Origin of the sequence: Rhodoferax mekongensis (assembly GCF_032191775.1) — a bacterium.
Classification (GTDB): Bacteria; Pseudomonadota; Gammaproteobacteria; order Burkholderiales; family Burkholderiaceae_C; genus Allorhodoferax; species Allorhodoferax mekongensis.
Window position 1 is genome coordinate 3,014,117 of sequence record NZ_CP132507.1, and the last position, 13,563, is coordinate 3,027,679.

The 13,563-nt window shown below is 60.4% G+C and carries 15 protein-coding genes; 10 read left to right on the plus strand and 5 right to left on the minus strand.

The features are described 5' to 3' along the window. Positions 1-30: 30 nt before the first annotated feature. Genes RAN89_RS14355 through RAN89_RS14365 form a run of 3 tightly spaced genes read right to left on the minus strand, consistent with a single transcriptional unit; the run spans position 31 to position 2,996 of the window. On the minus strand, positions 31-1,527 hold the full coding sequence (locus RAN89_RS14355) for a tripartite tricarboxylate transporter permease (RefSeq protein ID WP_313866938.1): 1,497 nt from the start codon (positions 1,525-1,527) through the stop codon (positions 31-33). Continuing rightward, entirely contained in the window at positions 1,528-2,037 is a 510-nt protein-coding gene (locus RAN89_RS14360; protein WP_313866939.1) for a tripartite tricarboxylate transporter TctB family protein, read from the minus strand. Further along, entirely contained in the window at positions 2,034-2,996 is a 963-nt protein-coding gene (locus RAN89_RS14365) for a Bug family tripartite tricarboxylate transporter substrate binding protein (protein ID WP_313866940.1), read from the minus strand. Before RAN89_RS14365 ends, RAN89_RS14360 begins: the two co-directional genes overlap by 4 nt. Before the next feature lie 110 nt (positions 2,997-3,106). Here RAN89_RS14365 and RAN89_RS14370 point away from each other — a divergent pair, with 110 nt between their 5' ends. The 10 genes from RAN89_RS14370 (at position 3,107) to tolA (ending at position 11,325) form a co-directional block, all read left to right on the plus strand. After that, positions 3,107-3,781, plus strand: a complete 675-nt coding sequence (locus tag RAN89_RS14370; RefSeq protein ID WP_313866941.1) for a response regulator transcription factor — start codon at positions 3,107-3,109, stop codon at positions 3,779-3,781. A gap of 1 nt (position 3,782) precedes the next feature. Further along, positions 3,783-5,195: a sensor histidine kinase gene (locus tag RAN89_RS14375; RefSeq protein ID WP_313866942.1), complete on the plus strand. Its 1,413-nt coding sequence runs from the start codon at positions 3,783-3,785 to the stop codon at positions 5,193-5,195. A gap of 11 nt (positions 5,196-5,206) precedes the next feature. Further along, the gene (locus tag RAN89_RS14380) at positions 5,207-5,608 is read left to right on the plus strand and encodes an RNA-binding S4 domain-containing protein (protein WP_313866943.1); all 402 of its coding nucleotides are present in this window, start codon (positions 5,207-5,209) and stop codon (positions 5,606-5,608) included. A 153-nt stretch (positions 5,609-5,761) separates the two neighbouring features. Continuing rightward, positions 5,762-6,877: a bifunctional 3,4-dihydroxy-2-butanone-4-phosphate synthase/GTP cyclohydrolase II gene (gene ribBA, locus RAN89_RS14385; RefSeq protein ID WP_313866944.1), complete on the plus strand. Its 1,116-nt coding sequence runs from the start codon at positions 5,762-5,764 to the stop codon at positions 6,875-6,877. Between the two features lie 20 nt (positions 6,878-6,897). Then, positions 6,898-7,365: a 6,7-dimethyl-8-ribityllumazine synthase gene (gene ribH / locus RAN89_RS14390; RefSeq protein WP_087494287.1), complete on the plus strand. Its 468-nt coding sequence runs from the start codon at positions 6,898-6,900 to the stop codon at positions 7,363-7,365. Continuing rightward, positions 7,365-7,898 carry a transcription antitermination factor NusB gene (nusB, locus tag RAN89_RS14395; RefSeq protein WP_313866945.1) on the plus strand — a complete coding sequence of 178 codons (534 nt, stop codon included), beginning with the start codon at positions 7,365-7,367 and terminating at the stop codon, positions 7,896-7,898. Before ribH ends, nusB begins: the two co-directional genes overlap by 1 nt. A 17-nt stretch (positions 7,899-7,915) precedes the next feature. Then, entirely contained in the window at positions 7,916-9,106 is a 1,191-nt protein-coding gene (locus RAN89_RS14400) for a pyridoxal phosphate-dependent aminotransferase (protein WP_313866946.1), read from the plus strand. Between the two features lie 10 nt (positions 9,107-9,116). Next, positions 9,117-9,812, plus strand: coding sequence for a protein TolQ (gene tolQ / locus RAN89_RS14405; protein WP_313866947.1), 696 nt, complete (start codon positions 9,117-9,119; stop codon positions 9,810-9,812). A gap of 18 nt (positions 9,813-9,830) precedes the next feature. After that, positions 9,831-10,265, plus strand: a complete 435-nt coding sequence (locus tag RAN89_RS14410) for a biopolymer transporter ExbD (protein ID WP_087494291.1) — start codon at positions 9,831-9,833, stop codon at positions 10,263-10,265. A 19-nt stretch (positions 10,266-10,284) separates the two neighbouring features. Beyond that, the gene (gene tolA, locus RAN89_RS14415; RefSeq protein ID WP_313866948.1) at positions 10,285-11,325 is read left to right on the plus strand and encodes a cell envelope integrity protein TolA; all 1,041 of its coding nucleotides are present in this window, start codon (positions 10,285-10,287) and stop codon (positions 11,323-11,325) included. A gap of 85 nt (positions 11,326-11,410) precedes the next feature. Here tolA and RAN89_RS18635 read toward each other — a convergent pair whose 3' ends face one another. After that, complete coding sequence (locus tag RAN89_RS18635; RefSeq protein WP_428984455.1) at positions 11,411-11,671, minus strand: DUF6587 family protein; 261 nt, start codon at positions 11,669-11,671, stop codon at positions 11,411-11,413. Positions 11,672-11,675: 4 nt separating this feature from the next. Further along, complete coding sequence (gene feoB, locus RAN89_RS14420; RefSeq protein WP_313866949.1) at positions 11,676-13,550, minus strand: ferrous iron transporter B; 1,875 nt, start codon at positions 13,548-13,550, stop codon at positions 11,676-11,678. Between the last annotated feature and the right edge of the window lie 13 nt (positions 13,551-13,563).

Here is a 13,563-nt window from a genome sequence, read left to right on the forward strand (position 1 = left end):
CAAAGGCCTAATTGAGCATGAAATCGGTCTTCAGACTACCTTGCTCTGGAAGCGTTTGAGCACGCGTGGCAACACCAGCACGGTCAACACCACCAGCAGCAAGAACACCGACATCGGACGCTGCAAGAAGATCATGGCACTGCCTTCACCAATGGACATGGCGTTGCGCAGCTGCGCTTCGGCCAAGGGCCCCAGGATCATGCCCACAATCACCGGCGCAGTCGGGAAGCTGAAGCGACGCATTACCAGACCCAACACCCCCACGGCGTACAGCAAGACCAGGTCAAACGCACTTTGGCGCATGCCGTAGGTACCCACAGTGGCGAAGATCAGGATGCCGGCATACAGCTGGGCCTTGGGCACTTTGAGCAGTTTCACCCAAAGACCCACCATGGGCAGGTTCAACACCAGCAACATGACGTTGCCAATGTAGAGCGAGGCGATCAATGCCCATACCAAAGCCGAGGAGCTGCTGAACAACTGCGGACCGGCTTGGATACCGTAGTTCTGGAAAGCACCCAGCAAAACAGCCGTGGTGTTGGACACCGGAATACCCAAGGTCAACAGCGGGATCAAGGCAGTGGTCACCGTGGCATTGTTGGCAGCTTCGGGACCGGCCACACCTTCGATGGCGCCCTTGGTACCGAACTCGGCCAGATTCTCGCCCTTGGCCAGCTTCTTCTCAGTGGCATAACTCAGGAAGGTGGGTATCTCAGTGCCGCCCGCCGGAATGCAACCGAAAGGTGCTCCGATAGCCGTGCCACGGATCCAAGCCGGAATCGAGCGTTTCCAGTCACTGGCCGTCATCGTCACGCGGCTCATCTTGTTTTCAGACTCCACCACCTTGCCTTCAAACAGCACAAAGTGAAGCGCCTCAGCCACCGCAAACAAGCCCACCGCCACCAACACAATTTCAATGCCGTCCAGCAATTCAGGCATGTTGCCGGTGTAGCGCGCCTGACCGGTGATCTGGTCCATGCCGACAAGGCCTATCGCCAAGCCGATGAACAAGGCGGTCAAACCACGCAAAGTGCTTTGGCCCAACACCGCGCTCACTGTCGTGAACGCGAGCAACATCAGGCAAAAGTACTCAGGCGGACCAAGCTTGACTGCATACTCTGCCACCACCGGCGCGAACAAGGTCACCACAATGGTGGCAATTGTTCCGGCAAAGAACGATCCGATAGCCGATGTTGCCAACGCTGCGCCCGCGCGCCCGCTCTTGGCCATCTTGTTGCCCTCCATGGCAGTGACCATGCTGGATGTCTCGCCGGGCGTATTCAGCAGGATGGACGTAGTCGATCCTCCGTACATCGCGCCGTAGTAAATACCGGCAAAGAAAATCATGGAGGCCGTGGCGTCTACCTTGGTGGTGATGGGCAACAACATGGCCACTGCGGTCGCGGGGCCGATGCCGGGCAACACACCGACGGCGGTACCCAACGCGCAACCTACGAATGCCCACAACAAGTTGACGGGCGTACCCGCTGTGATGAAGCCCTGTAAAAGCTGATTCCAGATATCCATTTACAACCACCCGCTTTGAGTCAGACCCGGCAAGCCGATGGCCAAAAACTTCGTAAACATCCAATACACCGGTGCTGCGATCAACAAGCCCACCACGCTGTCCAGAACCCAGGTACGGGCACCGCCTGCGGCCTGGCCTTGCGAAAGACGCGCTCCGCGAGCGGCCAACACAAAACACAAGGCGCAACTGAAGATGAATCCGATGGTGGTAATCAATGCGGCATTCACCAGCAGGCCAACCGACATCCAGACAAAACCGGGCCAATAAGGCTGTTCGCCATCGTCGCCCTCTTCGAGATCACGGAAACCACCGGTACGCACTTCCCACAACATGACAGCACCGCACAGTAGCAGAGAGACAGAAACCACCCAAGGCAAAAAATCAGGGCCAACGCCTGCATAGCCAGCTTCCGAGGGAATGATCCAAGCGCCTGCCCCCAGCCCGAGGGCCAGGAGCAGCACGCCGATCGCAACGGCAGCTTCCTGCCGCGCTTTCAGCGTGTGGGTCATGACAACATTCCCGACAGGTGCATGATGCCGCGCAGACTGGCGAAATCGGAATCGACGAAATCGTCAAATGCCTTGCCCGTCAGCAGCGCAGGGGTCCAGCCGTTTTTCTCCAGGGCCTCTGCCCATCCCTTGGTTTTGCTGACCTTGACGATCAGGTCGGTAAGGGCGGCACGCTGCTCAGCAGTGATACCGGGCGCGCCGTACACACCGCGCCAGTTGCCCAGAACCACGTCATAACCCTGTTCTTTCATGGTGGGGATATTGATGCCGGGCAGGCGCTTTTCGGAAGTCACGCCAATAGGACGCATCTTGCCCGCGGCGATGTACTCGGCAAACTCGCTGTAGCCGCTGCCACCGACTGACACGTTGCCACCCAAAATGGCTGCTGTTGCTTCGCCGCCGCCACGGAAAGCCACGTAGTTGACCTTCTTGGGGTCCACGTTGACCTTGGTTGCCAGCATGGATGCGCAGATGTGCTCGGTGGATCCGCGAGAACCGCCGCCCCACTTCACGCTGCCGGGGTCTTTTTGCATCTGGGCGACCACGTCCTTCATGGTCTTGAAGGGGGAGTCCGCGGGCACCACGAACACGTTGTACTCGCTGGTCAGGCGGGCAATCGGCGTTGCCTTGTCCAGGGAAATCGCTGGCTTGCCGGTAATGATGCCGCCCAACATCACGGCGCCCATCACCATCAAGGCGTTCGGGTCACCCTTGGAAGAGTTGACGAACTGCGCCAAACCGATCACGCCGGCAGCACCACCCTTGTTGTCGTACTGCACGGTTTCGGCCAATTTGGCGTCAATCAAGGCTTTGCCCAGGGCGCGGCCTGTTCCATCCCAACCGCCACCGGGGTTGGCAGGAATCATCATTTTCAGATTGACACTGGCGCGTGCCGTCAGGGGCAATGCACCGGCTGCGGCCATCACGGCCATTGATTTGAGGAAGGTATCGCGACGCATGAGGAGTCTCCTATGGTTGATTGCAAGCCCTATGATGCGGGCCGTGGCTGTCAATCGGCTGTCCAAAAACCCTAGGGGAAACCCGTAAAACCCGCGCCCTGCTTCATTCCATGCACCTTCTTTTGATTGAAGACGACCCCGCTTTGCACATCACGCTGCAGCGCAGTCTGGTGCGCGCGCAGATGCGGGTAGACGTTTGCAGCAATGGCTCGGTGGCCCTGCAGCGATGGACCGAACTGCAACCGGATGTGGTGGTGCTGGACCTGAGCTTGCCGGGGGTCGACGGTCTCGATGTGCTCAAGCAAGCCCGCCAGAGCGGCCTGCGCACGCCGGTGCTCATCCTTACCGCGCGTGGCACCGTGGGGGACAAGGTGCTGGGCCTGAATGCCGGCGCGGATGACTATCTGCCCAAGCCATTTGACCTCGATGAGCTGGAAGCCCGTATCCGGGCCTTGCACCGTCGCAACGCTGACAACCCGCCCCCCCAAAGCAGCGACCTGCAGGTGGGCGAACTGCGTCTGGATCGGACCAGCGGCGCCATCTACCACCGGCACCAAGTAATGGACCTCACACCCAAAGAATTGGCACTGATGGGCGCGCTCATGTCCCGTCCCGGCCATGCGGTCAGCAAGGAACGCCTGTTTGAAGTGGTATTTCCCGGGCAGGCCGATGTGCAGTTCGAAGCAATCGAAGTCGTGGTCTACCGCCTGCGCAAAAAGTTAACCGCCACCAGGGTGAGCCTGGTCACCTTGCGCGGGCTGGGCTACCTGCTCAAGGCGGAGTGACATGGCAGCCACCGGCACCACACCGTCGCTGCGCAAAAGCCTGTTGCTGGGCATTCTGATCCCCATCCTGCTTTTTGTGGCGGTTGACACCATCAGCCTTTACCGGCAAGCCCTGTCTGCTGTCAACACGGCCTATGACCGGACCCTGCTCGCATCGGCCAAAGCGATTGGTGAGCTGCTCGACATTGAAGGCCACGGTAGCGATGCACGCCTGCGAGCACAGGTGCCCTACTCGGCACTGGAAGCCTTTGAAGCAGATAACCGCAGCCGAATGAGTTACCGCGTTTCCAACGCCCAAGGGCAATGGGTTGATGGCGAGCAAGACCTGGCCATCTGGACCGGCAAGATACCTTCGCAGGGGCCCTATGCGGCCCTGGTGGACTTCTATGACGACACTTTCCGCGGCGATGCTGTGCGTGTGGCGGTGTTGTTGCAGCCGGTTGCCAGCGGGCGGGAACGCACCATGGCCATGGTGCAGGTTGCGGAAACCCTGGAGCTGCGCCACACACTCGCACGGCAGATCCTCTTGGACACCTTGCAGCGGCAGTTGATCCTCATCACCGTCATCACTGGTGTCGTGCTTTTTATGGTGGACCGGGCAACCCGACCTGTGCGCCAGTTAAGTGAAGAGCTGGAGCAACGCAGCGAAGACGACCTGACGGCCCTTCCCGCAGCAGAACTCCCCCTCGAGATCCAGCCTTTGGCTGTGGCCACCAACCATGTCATGCACAAGCTGCAGCATTTGCTGGACCACCAGAAACGCTTTGTGCGCGACGCTGCCCACCAGCTGCGCACGCCACTGGCTGTGCTCAAGGTGCAAGTGCAATCCGCCTTGCGGGGCGACGTGCCCGCCCGCCAGGGCTTGGAAGAAATAGAAGCCACCGTAGACCGAGCCACCCAGCTGGCCAACCAGATGTTGTCACTCGCCAAGGTCGAGCAAGTGCGCCAGCAGCAAGACTTCGCCGCCATGGACTGGGCCGAACCCGTCCGGGCCATCGCACTCGACCTTTCCGCCTTGATCGCCGAAAAAAACCTGGACTTTGAACTGGTTACCGAGCCCTGTCCGGTCCTTGCCCATGAGTGGATGCTCCGGGAAATGGCCAGAAATCTGATCCACAACGCGATCCGACTGACCCCGGAGGGCGGCCGTTTGCACATCCACCTGCAGCAGGAGGACAGCCATGCCGAATTGACCATTTCGGACAGCGGCCCCGGCATCTCGGACGCACTGCGCATGCGCCTGTTCCAGCCCTTTGCAGCCGGCAGCACCCATTCCGGCTCGGGGTTGGGCCTCACCATCACCCGCGAAATGGTGATTGCATTGGGCGGCACCATCCAGCTCAACAACCGGTATTCCGGTGACGCCTGCACAGGTCTGGATGCTTGTGTACGATTGCCCATCCACCTGTCCTGAACAACACCTGCATGCAAAACACCCGGATCGACAAATGGCTGTGGGCGGCCCGCTTCTTCAAAACCCGTTCCCTCGCCACCGATGAAGTCAATCTGGGACGGGTGCAATGGGAAGGCCGGGATGTCAAGCCTGCCAAAGAGGTCAAAGCCGGCGACACCCTCACCATCTGGCAGGGCAAAGTCAAGCGGACGGTTGAAGTTCTGCTGATCAGTGAGCAACGCGGGCCGGCACCGGTGGCGCAGTTGATGTATGCCGAAACCCCGGAGAGCATTCAACAACGCCTGGCCGCCGCAGAGCAGCAGCGCCTGAGTCCGGAGCCCGCACACGCGATTGCGGGCGGACGCCCCACCAAACGGGACCGGCGCGCCTTGCAAACCGGTTGGAACGAGCGCTGGAGCGCCTCGCTGGACTGATACCCCTATTGCAGTCGGCTCACTACAGGCCGGCGCCGGCAGAAGGGTGAAAGCGGCGATAATCGGGGGTTACTACTGAGGTACCGTGCATCCTGCAGGAGCGCCGCATCCTCAGGGCCCCGCCTTAGAACGAGTTTTGGAAAGCCCTTCTGCATGACCTCCCTCTCCCCCGTGCCCATTTCCCCCGTTGAAGACATCGTTGCCGACATGCGCGCCGGGCGCATGGTCATTCTGGTGGACGAGGAAGACCGTGAAAACGAGGGCGATCTGGTGTTGGCGGCAGACCATGTCACTCCAGAAGCCATCAACTTCATGGCCAAGTTCGGTCGTGGCCTGATTTGCCTGACTCTCACCCGTGAGCGCTGTGAACACTTGAAGCTGCCTCCCATGGCAGCACGCAATGGCACTGTGTACAGCACCGCCTTCACGGTATCGATTGAGGCCGCGGAAGGCGTGACCACCGGCATCTCGGCAGCCGACCGCGCCAAGACCGTGCAGGCAGCCGTAGCCAAAAACGCAGTAGCCACGGACCTGGTGCAACCCGGTCACATTTTCCCCCTGCAAGCGGTGGACGGCGGTGTACTCATGCGCGCCGGCCATACCGAAGCGGGCTGTGATCTGTCGGCCATGGCCGGCTGCAGCCCTGCAGCGGTGATCTGCGAGATCATGAAAGACGATGGCACCATGGCCCGCCTGCCCGACTTGCAGCTGTTCGCTGCAGAGCACGGCCTGAAGATCGGCACGATTGCGGATCTGATTCAGCACCGCAGCCAAATGGAGTCGCTGATCGAACAGGTGGGTACACGCCCCTTGAAAACCGCTTATGGCGAGTTCACTGCCCATGCGTTCAAAGACAGCACCGGCCAGGGCGTTCATTTGGCCTTGGTCAAAGGCGAGTGGACCGCTGAGACCGTGGTGCCGGCCCGCGTACACGAGCCCCTCTCAGTCCTGGACGCTTTGGAAGTCAACCGCAGCATGCACTCCTGGAGCCTGGATGCGGCATTGGCCCATATTGCCCGAGAAGGCAAGGGTGTCGTGGTCTTGCTCAACTGCGGCGAAAGCGGTGCTCAGCTTCTGGACCAGTTTGAGGGCACGGCCCGCGCATCCCAGGCACCCGAACGCGGTCGCATGGACCTGCGCACCTACGGTATCGGCGCGCAGATCCTGCTCAAGTGCGGTGTGCAAAAAATGCAATTGATGGGCAGCCCCCGTCGCATGCCCAGCATGACCGGCTACGGCCTGGAAATCACCGGCTACATCAGCAAATAATTCGAATCAAGGAACCACCCATGTTTGGCGCAGACAAAGGCACCGCAGCCTCCGACCGTTTGAACGGAAAAAAACTCAACATCGGCATCGTGCAGGCCCGCTTCAATGCGGACATCACCGATGCGCTGGCCAAGGCCTGCAAGACCGAACTGCTGGCCTTGGGGGTGTCTGACAAAGACATCGACCACGTCACCGTACCCGGCGCGCTGGAAGTGCCTGTGGCTTTGCAAGCCATGGCGGAAAAAGGCAAGTACGACGCATTGATCGCACTGGGTTGCATCATCCGCGGCGAGACCTACCACTTCGAACTGGTAGCCAATGAATCCGGCGCTGGTGTGACCCGCATTTCGCTGGACTACCAGTTACCCGTGGCCAACGCCATCCTGACCACCGAAAACATGGAACAGGCCATTGCCCGCCAGACCGAAAAAGGCCGCGATGCGGCACAAGTCGCTGTCGAAATGGCCAATCTGCTGGAGAGCATCTGATGAGTGATACCCCTAGCAACTCTGCGGCCAAGCGCCCTCCCCGTCAGAGCCGTACCGGCCTGACCTCCACCGGCGCACGCAAGGCCGCCAGCAAGTCCAATCGCACCCGTGCGCGCGAATTTGCGTTGCAGGGTCTTTACCAGAGCCTGGTAGGTCGTAACGCGGTAGACGACATTGATCCCTTCACCCGAGATCTCGCCGGCTTCAGCAAGGCGGACGCCGTGCACTTTGACGCTCTGCTGCATGGCTGTGTAGCCGAAGCAGAAGCCCTGGATGCCCTCATCACCCCGGCGCTGGATCGCCCCATGAGCGAGATCTCGCCCATCGAGCACGCCGTCATGTGGATAGGCGCCTACGAGATGAAGCATTGCCTGGACGTGCCATGGCGCGTGGTACTGAACGAATGCATCGAACTAGCCAAAGAGTTCGGTGGCACAGACGGACACAAATACGTCAACGGCGTGCTCAACGGCATTGCACCGCAGCTGCGCGCTATCGAAATTGAAGCAGAACGTAACAAAAAACCCGCCTGATCCGCAGAACTGCCCGCATGCACATTTCCTCACGCGCACAGAACATTGAGCCGTTTTATGTGATGGAGGTTGCCAAGGCAGCTTCTGCCCTGGCCGCACAAGTGGCGCACACCGATGCGCCCATGGTGTTTCTCAATATCGGTGAACCGGACTTCACTGCGCCGCCTCTGGTGCAGGCCGCTGCGGACAAGGCCATACGGGATGGCGTCACCCAATACACCGCAGCCACCGGCCTGCCCGCATTGCGCGAGCGCATCAGCGCTTGGTACGGGAACCGCTTTGGGGTAGACATTGCGGCAGACCGCATTGTGGTGACCGCCGGAGCCTCAGCCGCCTTGCACCTCGCTTGCCTGGCGCTGATCGAGCCCGGCGATGAAGTGCTCATGCCCGACCCCAGCTACCCGTGCAACCGCCACTTTGTGAGCGCTGCCGAGGGCAAGGCCGTGTTGCTGGAAACCAGCGCACAAGAACGCTTTCAGCTCAGCGCCGCCAAAGTTGAGAGCGCATGGGGTCCGCGTACCCGTGGCGTGTTGCTGGCTTCCCCCTCCAACCCCACCGGCACGTCTATTCACCCGGACGAGCTGCGTCGCATTCATGCGGTGGTGCGGGCCAAAGGCGGCATGACGCTGATCGACGAGATTTACCTGGCCCTCAGCCACGACGACCAGTTCGGGCACACCGCGCTGGCGATTGATGACCAGATCATCAGCATCAACAGCTTCAGCAAATACTTCAACATGACCGGCTGGCGCCTGGGCTGGATGGTGGTGCCCCCCTCGCTGGTGCCCGTGATCGAACGCCTGGCCCAGAACCTCTTCATCTGCCCCAGCACGATTGCGCAGCATGCAGCACTCGCTTGTTTTGAGCCCGAAAGTATTGCGCTTTACGAGGCCCGCCGCGCTGAATTCAAGGCCCGCCGCGATTACTTCATCCCTGCCCTGCGCGAGCTGGGTTTTGGCGTGCCGGTGGAGCCGGATGGCGCGTTTTACGTGTGGGCCGATTGTTCGGAACTTTGTGCCAAACTGGAGCTCAAGAGCAGCTGGGAGTTCGCGTTTGAAGTGATGAACCGCACCCATGTAGCGATGACTCCCGGGCGCGATTTCGGCACAGCACAAACGGCACAGTTTGTGCGTTTTTCCACCGCAAGCTCCATGAAACAATTGGAAACAGCCGTGCAGCGTTTGCGTGCGATGCTGTCAACCGTTTAGCAAAAACACCATGAATCAAGACCTTTCCATCCTGCACCTGGTTCTGAACGCAAGCATCGTGGTGCAAGCCGTGATGGCGCTACTGATGCTGGTCTCCATTGCCAGCTGGGCTGCCATCTTCCGCAAATTGTTTTCGCTCAAACGGGTCAAAACCCAGAACGAGGCCTTTGAGCGTGAGTTCTGGTCCGGCTCCAGCCTGAACGACCTGTTCAACGCCGCAAGCCGCAATGCCCAAACCTGTGGACCGATGGAACGCATTTTTGCCAGCGGCATGCGCGAATTCCAGAAGCTGCGTGAACGCCGTGTGAGTGATGTGGGCACCTTGATGGACGGCGCCCGCCGCGCCATGCGCGCCAGCTTCCAGCGCGAAATGGACGAGGTGGAGAGCAACCTGTCTTTCCTGGCATCGGTCGGCTCTGTGTCGCCCTATGTGGGCTTGTTCGGCACTGTGTGGGGCATCATGCACGCCTTCACCGGATTGGCGTCTTTGCAGCAGGTGACTTTGTCTACCGTGGCCCCCGGCATCGCTGAGGCGCTGGTGGCTACGGCCATCGGCCTGTTTGCCGCCATTCCTGCAGTCGTTGCCTACAACCGGTTTGCGCGCGATCTGGACCGCATTGCCATCCAGCAGGAAACCTTCATCGAAGAGTTCTCCAACATCCTGCAGCGCAACGTCAGTGCCCAACCCGCACCCGCGGCCCGCTAAGCAGACCGAGGAAGCAACATGCCAGCAGTCGCAGGTCGTGGACGGGGTCGTCGCACCATCAATGAGATCAACATGGTGCCTTTCATCGATGTGATGTTGGTGCTGCTGATCATCTTCATGGTGACCGCCCCGCTGATCACTCCGAGCATGATCGACCTGCCCAGCGTAGGTAAAGCTGCACGCCAGCCCGATCAGATCATCCAGGTGGTGCTGACCAAGACCGAGGCACTCGAGGTCAAGGTCAAAGAGCAAACCTCTACGGTGCAACTCAAAGACTTGGCAGCGACCGTCAAACAAGCGCAAGGCGCCAAAGACAGTGTGGCGGCCGCCAACTCTGCCGTGGTCATCAGCGCAGACAAGAACGTGAAATACGAGAGCGTGGTCAAGGTCATGGACACCTTGCAGCGCGCCGGTATCCAGCGTGTGGGCCTCTCGGTCCAGTTGGCGAACTGACGCCATCACGCACACCGCCATGCTGACCGCAGACACCCGACAGGAATTCGCTCCTCCCCATACACCGGGGATGTTGCGTGCGTTGGTGCTGGCATTGCTGGCCCATGCGGCCTTGGTAGGAGTACTGGCCATCGGCGTGGCTTGGAAGCGGGAGCTCCCCCCTGCCACTGTTGAAGCTGAATTGTGGTCCGCCATTCCCCAGGAGGCCGCGCCTCCGCCGTTGGAAGAAACACCACCCGAACCTGAAACTGCGCCTCAGCCCGAAGTCAAACCCTTGCCTGAGCCGCCCGCACCGCCACCACCCGTGGTCAAGCAAGCAGTGCCTGAGGCCCCGAGCAAAGCCGACATCGCTTTAGCCAAGGAAAAAGAGCGCCTGCTCGAAGAGCAAAAAGCCAAGGAGCTGCAGGCCAAGCAGGAACTGGAGCGCAAGGCACTGGAAAAGCGCAAGCTGGAACAGGCCGCCAAAGACAAGCTCGACAAAGAGCGCGCCGCGCAGGCCAAGCTGAAGGAACAGCAGGAAAAAGACAAACTCGCCAAGGACAAAGCCGCGCGCGAAGCCAAAGAGAAGGCGGACAGGGCCGAGAAGGCCAGGAAGGCGGAAGCTGCGGACAAAGCCAAAGCGGCCGAAGCCGCCAAGCAAAAGGCGGAGAAGGCCGCCAAAGAAGAAGCCAAACGGGCAGAGCTGGAACGCCAGCAACAACTCAACCGCCTGGCCGGCTTGGCCGTCGCAGCAGGTAGCGGATCGGCCAGCTCAAGTGGCACCGCAGCCAAGAGCTCGGGGCCGGGTGCGAACTATAGTGGTCGGATTCAGGCGGCAGTGAAGCCCAACATCACCTTCACCGATACCATCGTCGGGAACCCCAAAACCGAAATAGAAGTTACGCTCGCCTCGAACGGCGAAATTTTGAGCAAGCGGATTACCAAGCGCAGTGGCAACAAAGCATGGGATGACGCAGCTGAAAACGCCATCGACAAGACCCGCAAACTTCCCCTGGATGATGGCAAGGTCTGGTCGCCGATGATCATCGTCATTTCGCCCCAGACCTTGGTCGGGCAATAAGCTTCGAAATTGCTATAAATTTTATAGCTGCTCGCGCATATTGCACATGCGCCAGAGGCACTTTTCACACATACCCGAGAGTGGATCAGCGCTTTGTCCGGCGATAGAAAGTAACTGGCCTCTCAGCCGGGGTGGCCGGCGTTGCGGGCCCGCATCCACTGCAGCCGCCTCCGCACCCTGAGCTGGAAGCACTGGTCTGCAACCAACGACGTACGCCCGCCGGCAAGGGCAAACGCAGCATCAGTAAAGACCACCGGCTGCGCCATCCCGCAGGCAACAAGGTCCGCAGTGTGTGGACAAATGCCACGATCACCACCAACGCCACCACCAAGTTTTGCCACAGCATGCCCTCAGACTCCCAACCACAACGTGGTGCGGTAGGTCACAAAGGCTGCGGCATAAGCCAACGCAAACAGATACGCCGCCATCAGCAGCGGGTAGCGCCAGGAGTTGGTCTCACGGCGCACCACAGCCAAAGTCGACAAACACTGAGGCGCGAACACAAACCAAGCCAGCAGCGAGTAGGCCGTAGCCAGTGACCACCCCTGCGCGATCACCGGCGAGAGCGCATCCGCCATCGCGTTGTCAGCGGCCGAGAGCGAATACACCGTACCCAATGCACCCACGGCCACTTCTCGCGCTGCCATGCCGGGTACCAGCGCAATGGAAATCTGCCAGTTGAAGCCTAAGGGGGAAAACACGTGCTGCAAGGCTTGGCCCATCATGCCGGCCGCGCTGTACAAAATGGCCGGTCCCTGTGCTTCGGTCCAGCCTGCAGGAGGAGCCGGATAGGTGGAGAGGAACCAGAGCAGGACCATCAGCGTGAAGATGATGCCGCCCACGCGGCGCATGAATATGCGTGCCCGCTCCCACAAGCCCAAGCCCAGGTTGCGCATGCTCGGCACGCGATAGGGTGGCAGTTCCAGCATCAAGGGTTGGTAGCTACTCTTCATCCACACCCGCTTGAATACCCAGGCTACCGCCATGGCCGAGAGCACGCCGGCGACATACAAACCAAACAGGGTCAGGCCCCGCAGGTCAAACCAGCCCACCGTGCGCTCCGGCACAAAGGCGCCGATGAGCAGCGCGTACACAGGCAAACGTGCCGAGCATGTCATCAAGGGCGCCACCATGATGGTGGCCAGCCGGTCTTTCCAGTTGGCAATGGTGCGGGTCGCCATGATGCCGGGGATCGCACACGCGAAGCTGGAGAGCAAGGGAATAAAGGCGCGCCCGGAAAGGCCGACCTTGCCCATCACGTTGTCCAACAAAAAGGCGGCCCGGGGCAAGTAGCCGGAGTCTTCCAGCAGAAGAATGAAGAAAAACAAAATCAGAATCTGCGGCAGGAACACCAGCACACCGCCTACGCCGGCAATCACACCGTCCACCAGCAGGCTGCGCAAGGGCCCCTCCGGCATTTGGGTAAGGGTCCACTCGCCCGTGGCGGCCATCAGATCCTTGATCGCGTCCATGGGATAGGCGGCCCAGCTGAAGACGGCCTGGAAGATCAAAAACAACACCGTGGCGAGAACCAGCAGACCCCAGACCGGATGCATGACCACCGCATCCAGTCGGTGCTGAAAGCGGCCACGATTTTCATTGCCACTGAGCACCGCTGCCAGGATGCGACGCACGTCCCGTTGCAAAGCTTCCGGCGATGCGGGCGCAGGCATCCCCAAAGATGGCCGCTGGATGGACAGGTAGGCCTCAAAGCGGGCTTCGAGCAGCTCTACCAATTGCAAATGGCCTTTCTGCTGCACCGCGATGGTTTCCACCACGGGGCAACCCAACTCCAGCTCCAGGCGTTGCAAGTCCAGCTTGAGTCCTTGGGCTCGGGCGACGTCTGCCATGTTGACGGCGACGACCACCGGACGGCCCATGCGCAATAGCTCCAATACCAGGCGCAGGTTCATGCGCAGGTTGGTCGCGTCGACTACCGCCACGATCACGTCGGGAGCCGCTTCGCCGGGGCGGCGGCCTTCAATCACCTGCAAGGTCACTTCTTCATCAGGCGTAGCGGGGCTCAGGCTGTAGGCACCCGGCAGGTCGACGACAGACAAGGTTTGGCCATTCTTCAGGCGCAGGCTGCCCACCTTGCGCTCCACCGTCACACCGGCGTAGTTGGCCACCTTCTGTCTGGCACCGGTCATCAGGTTGAACAAGGCGGTTTTGCCGCAATTCGGGTTGCCGACCAAGGCAATGGTCTTGTAGGTGATAGCGCTCATGGAGTCAGTTCGC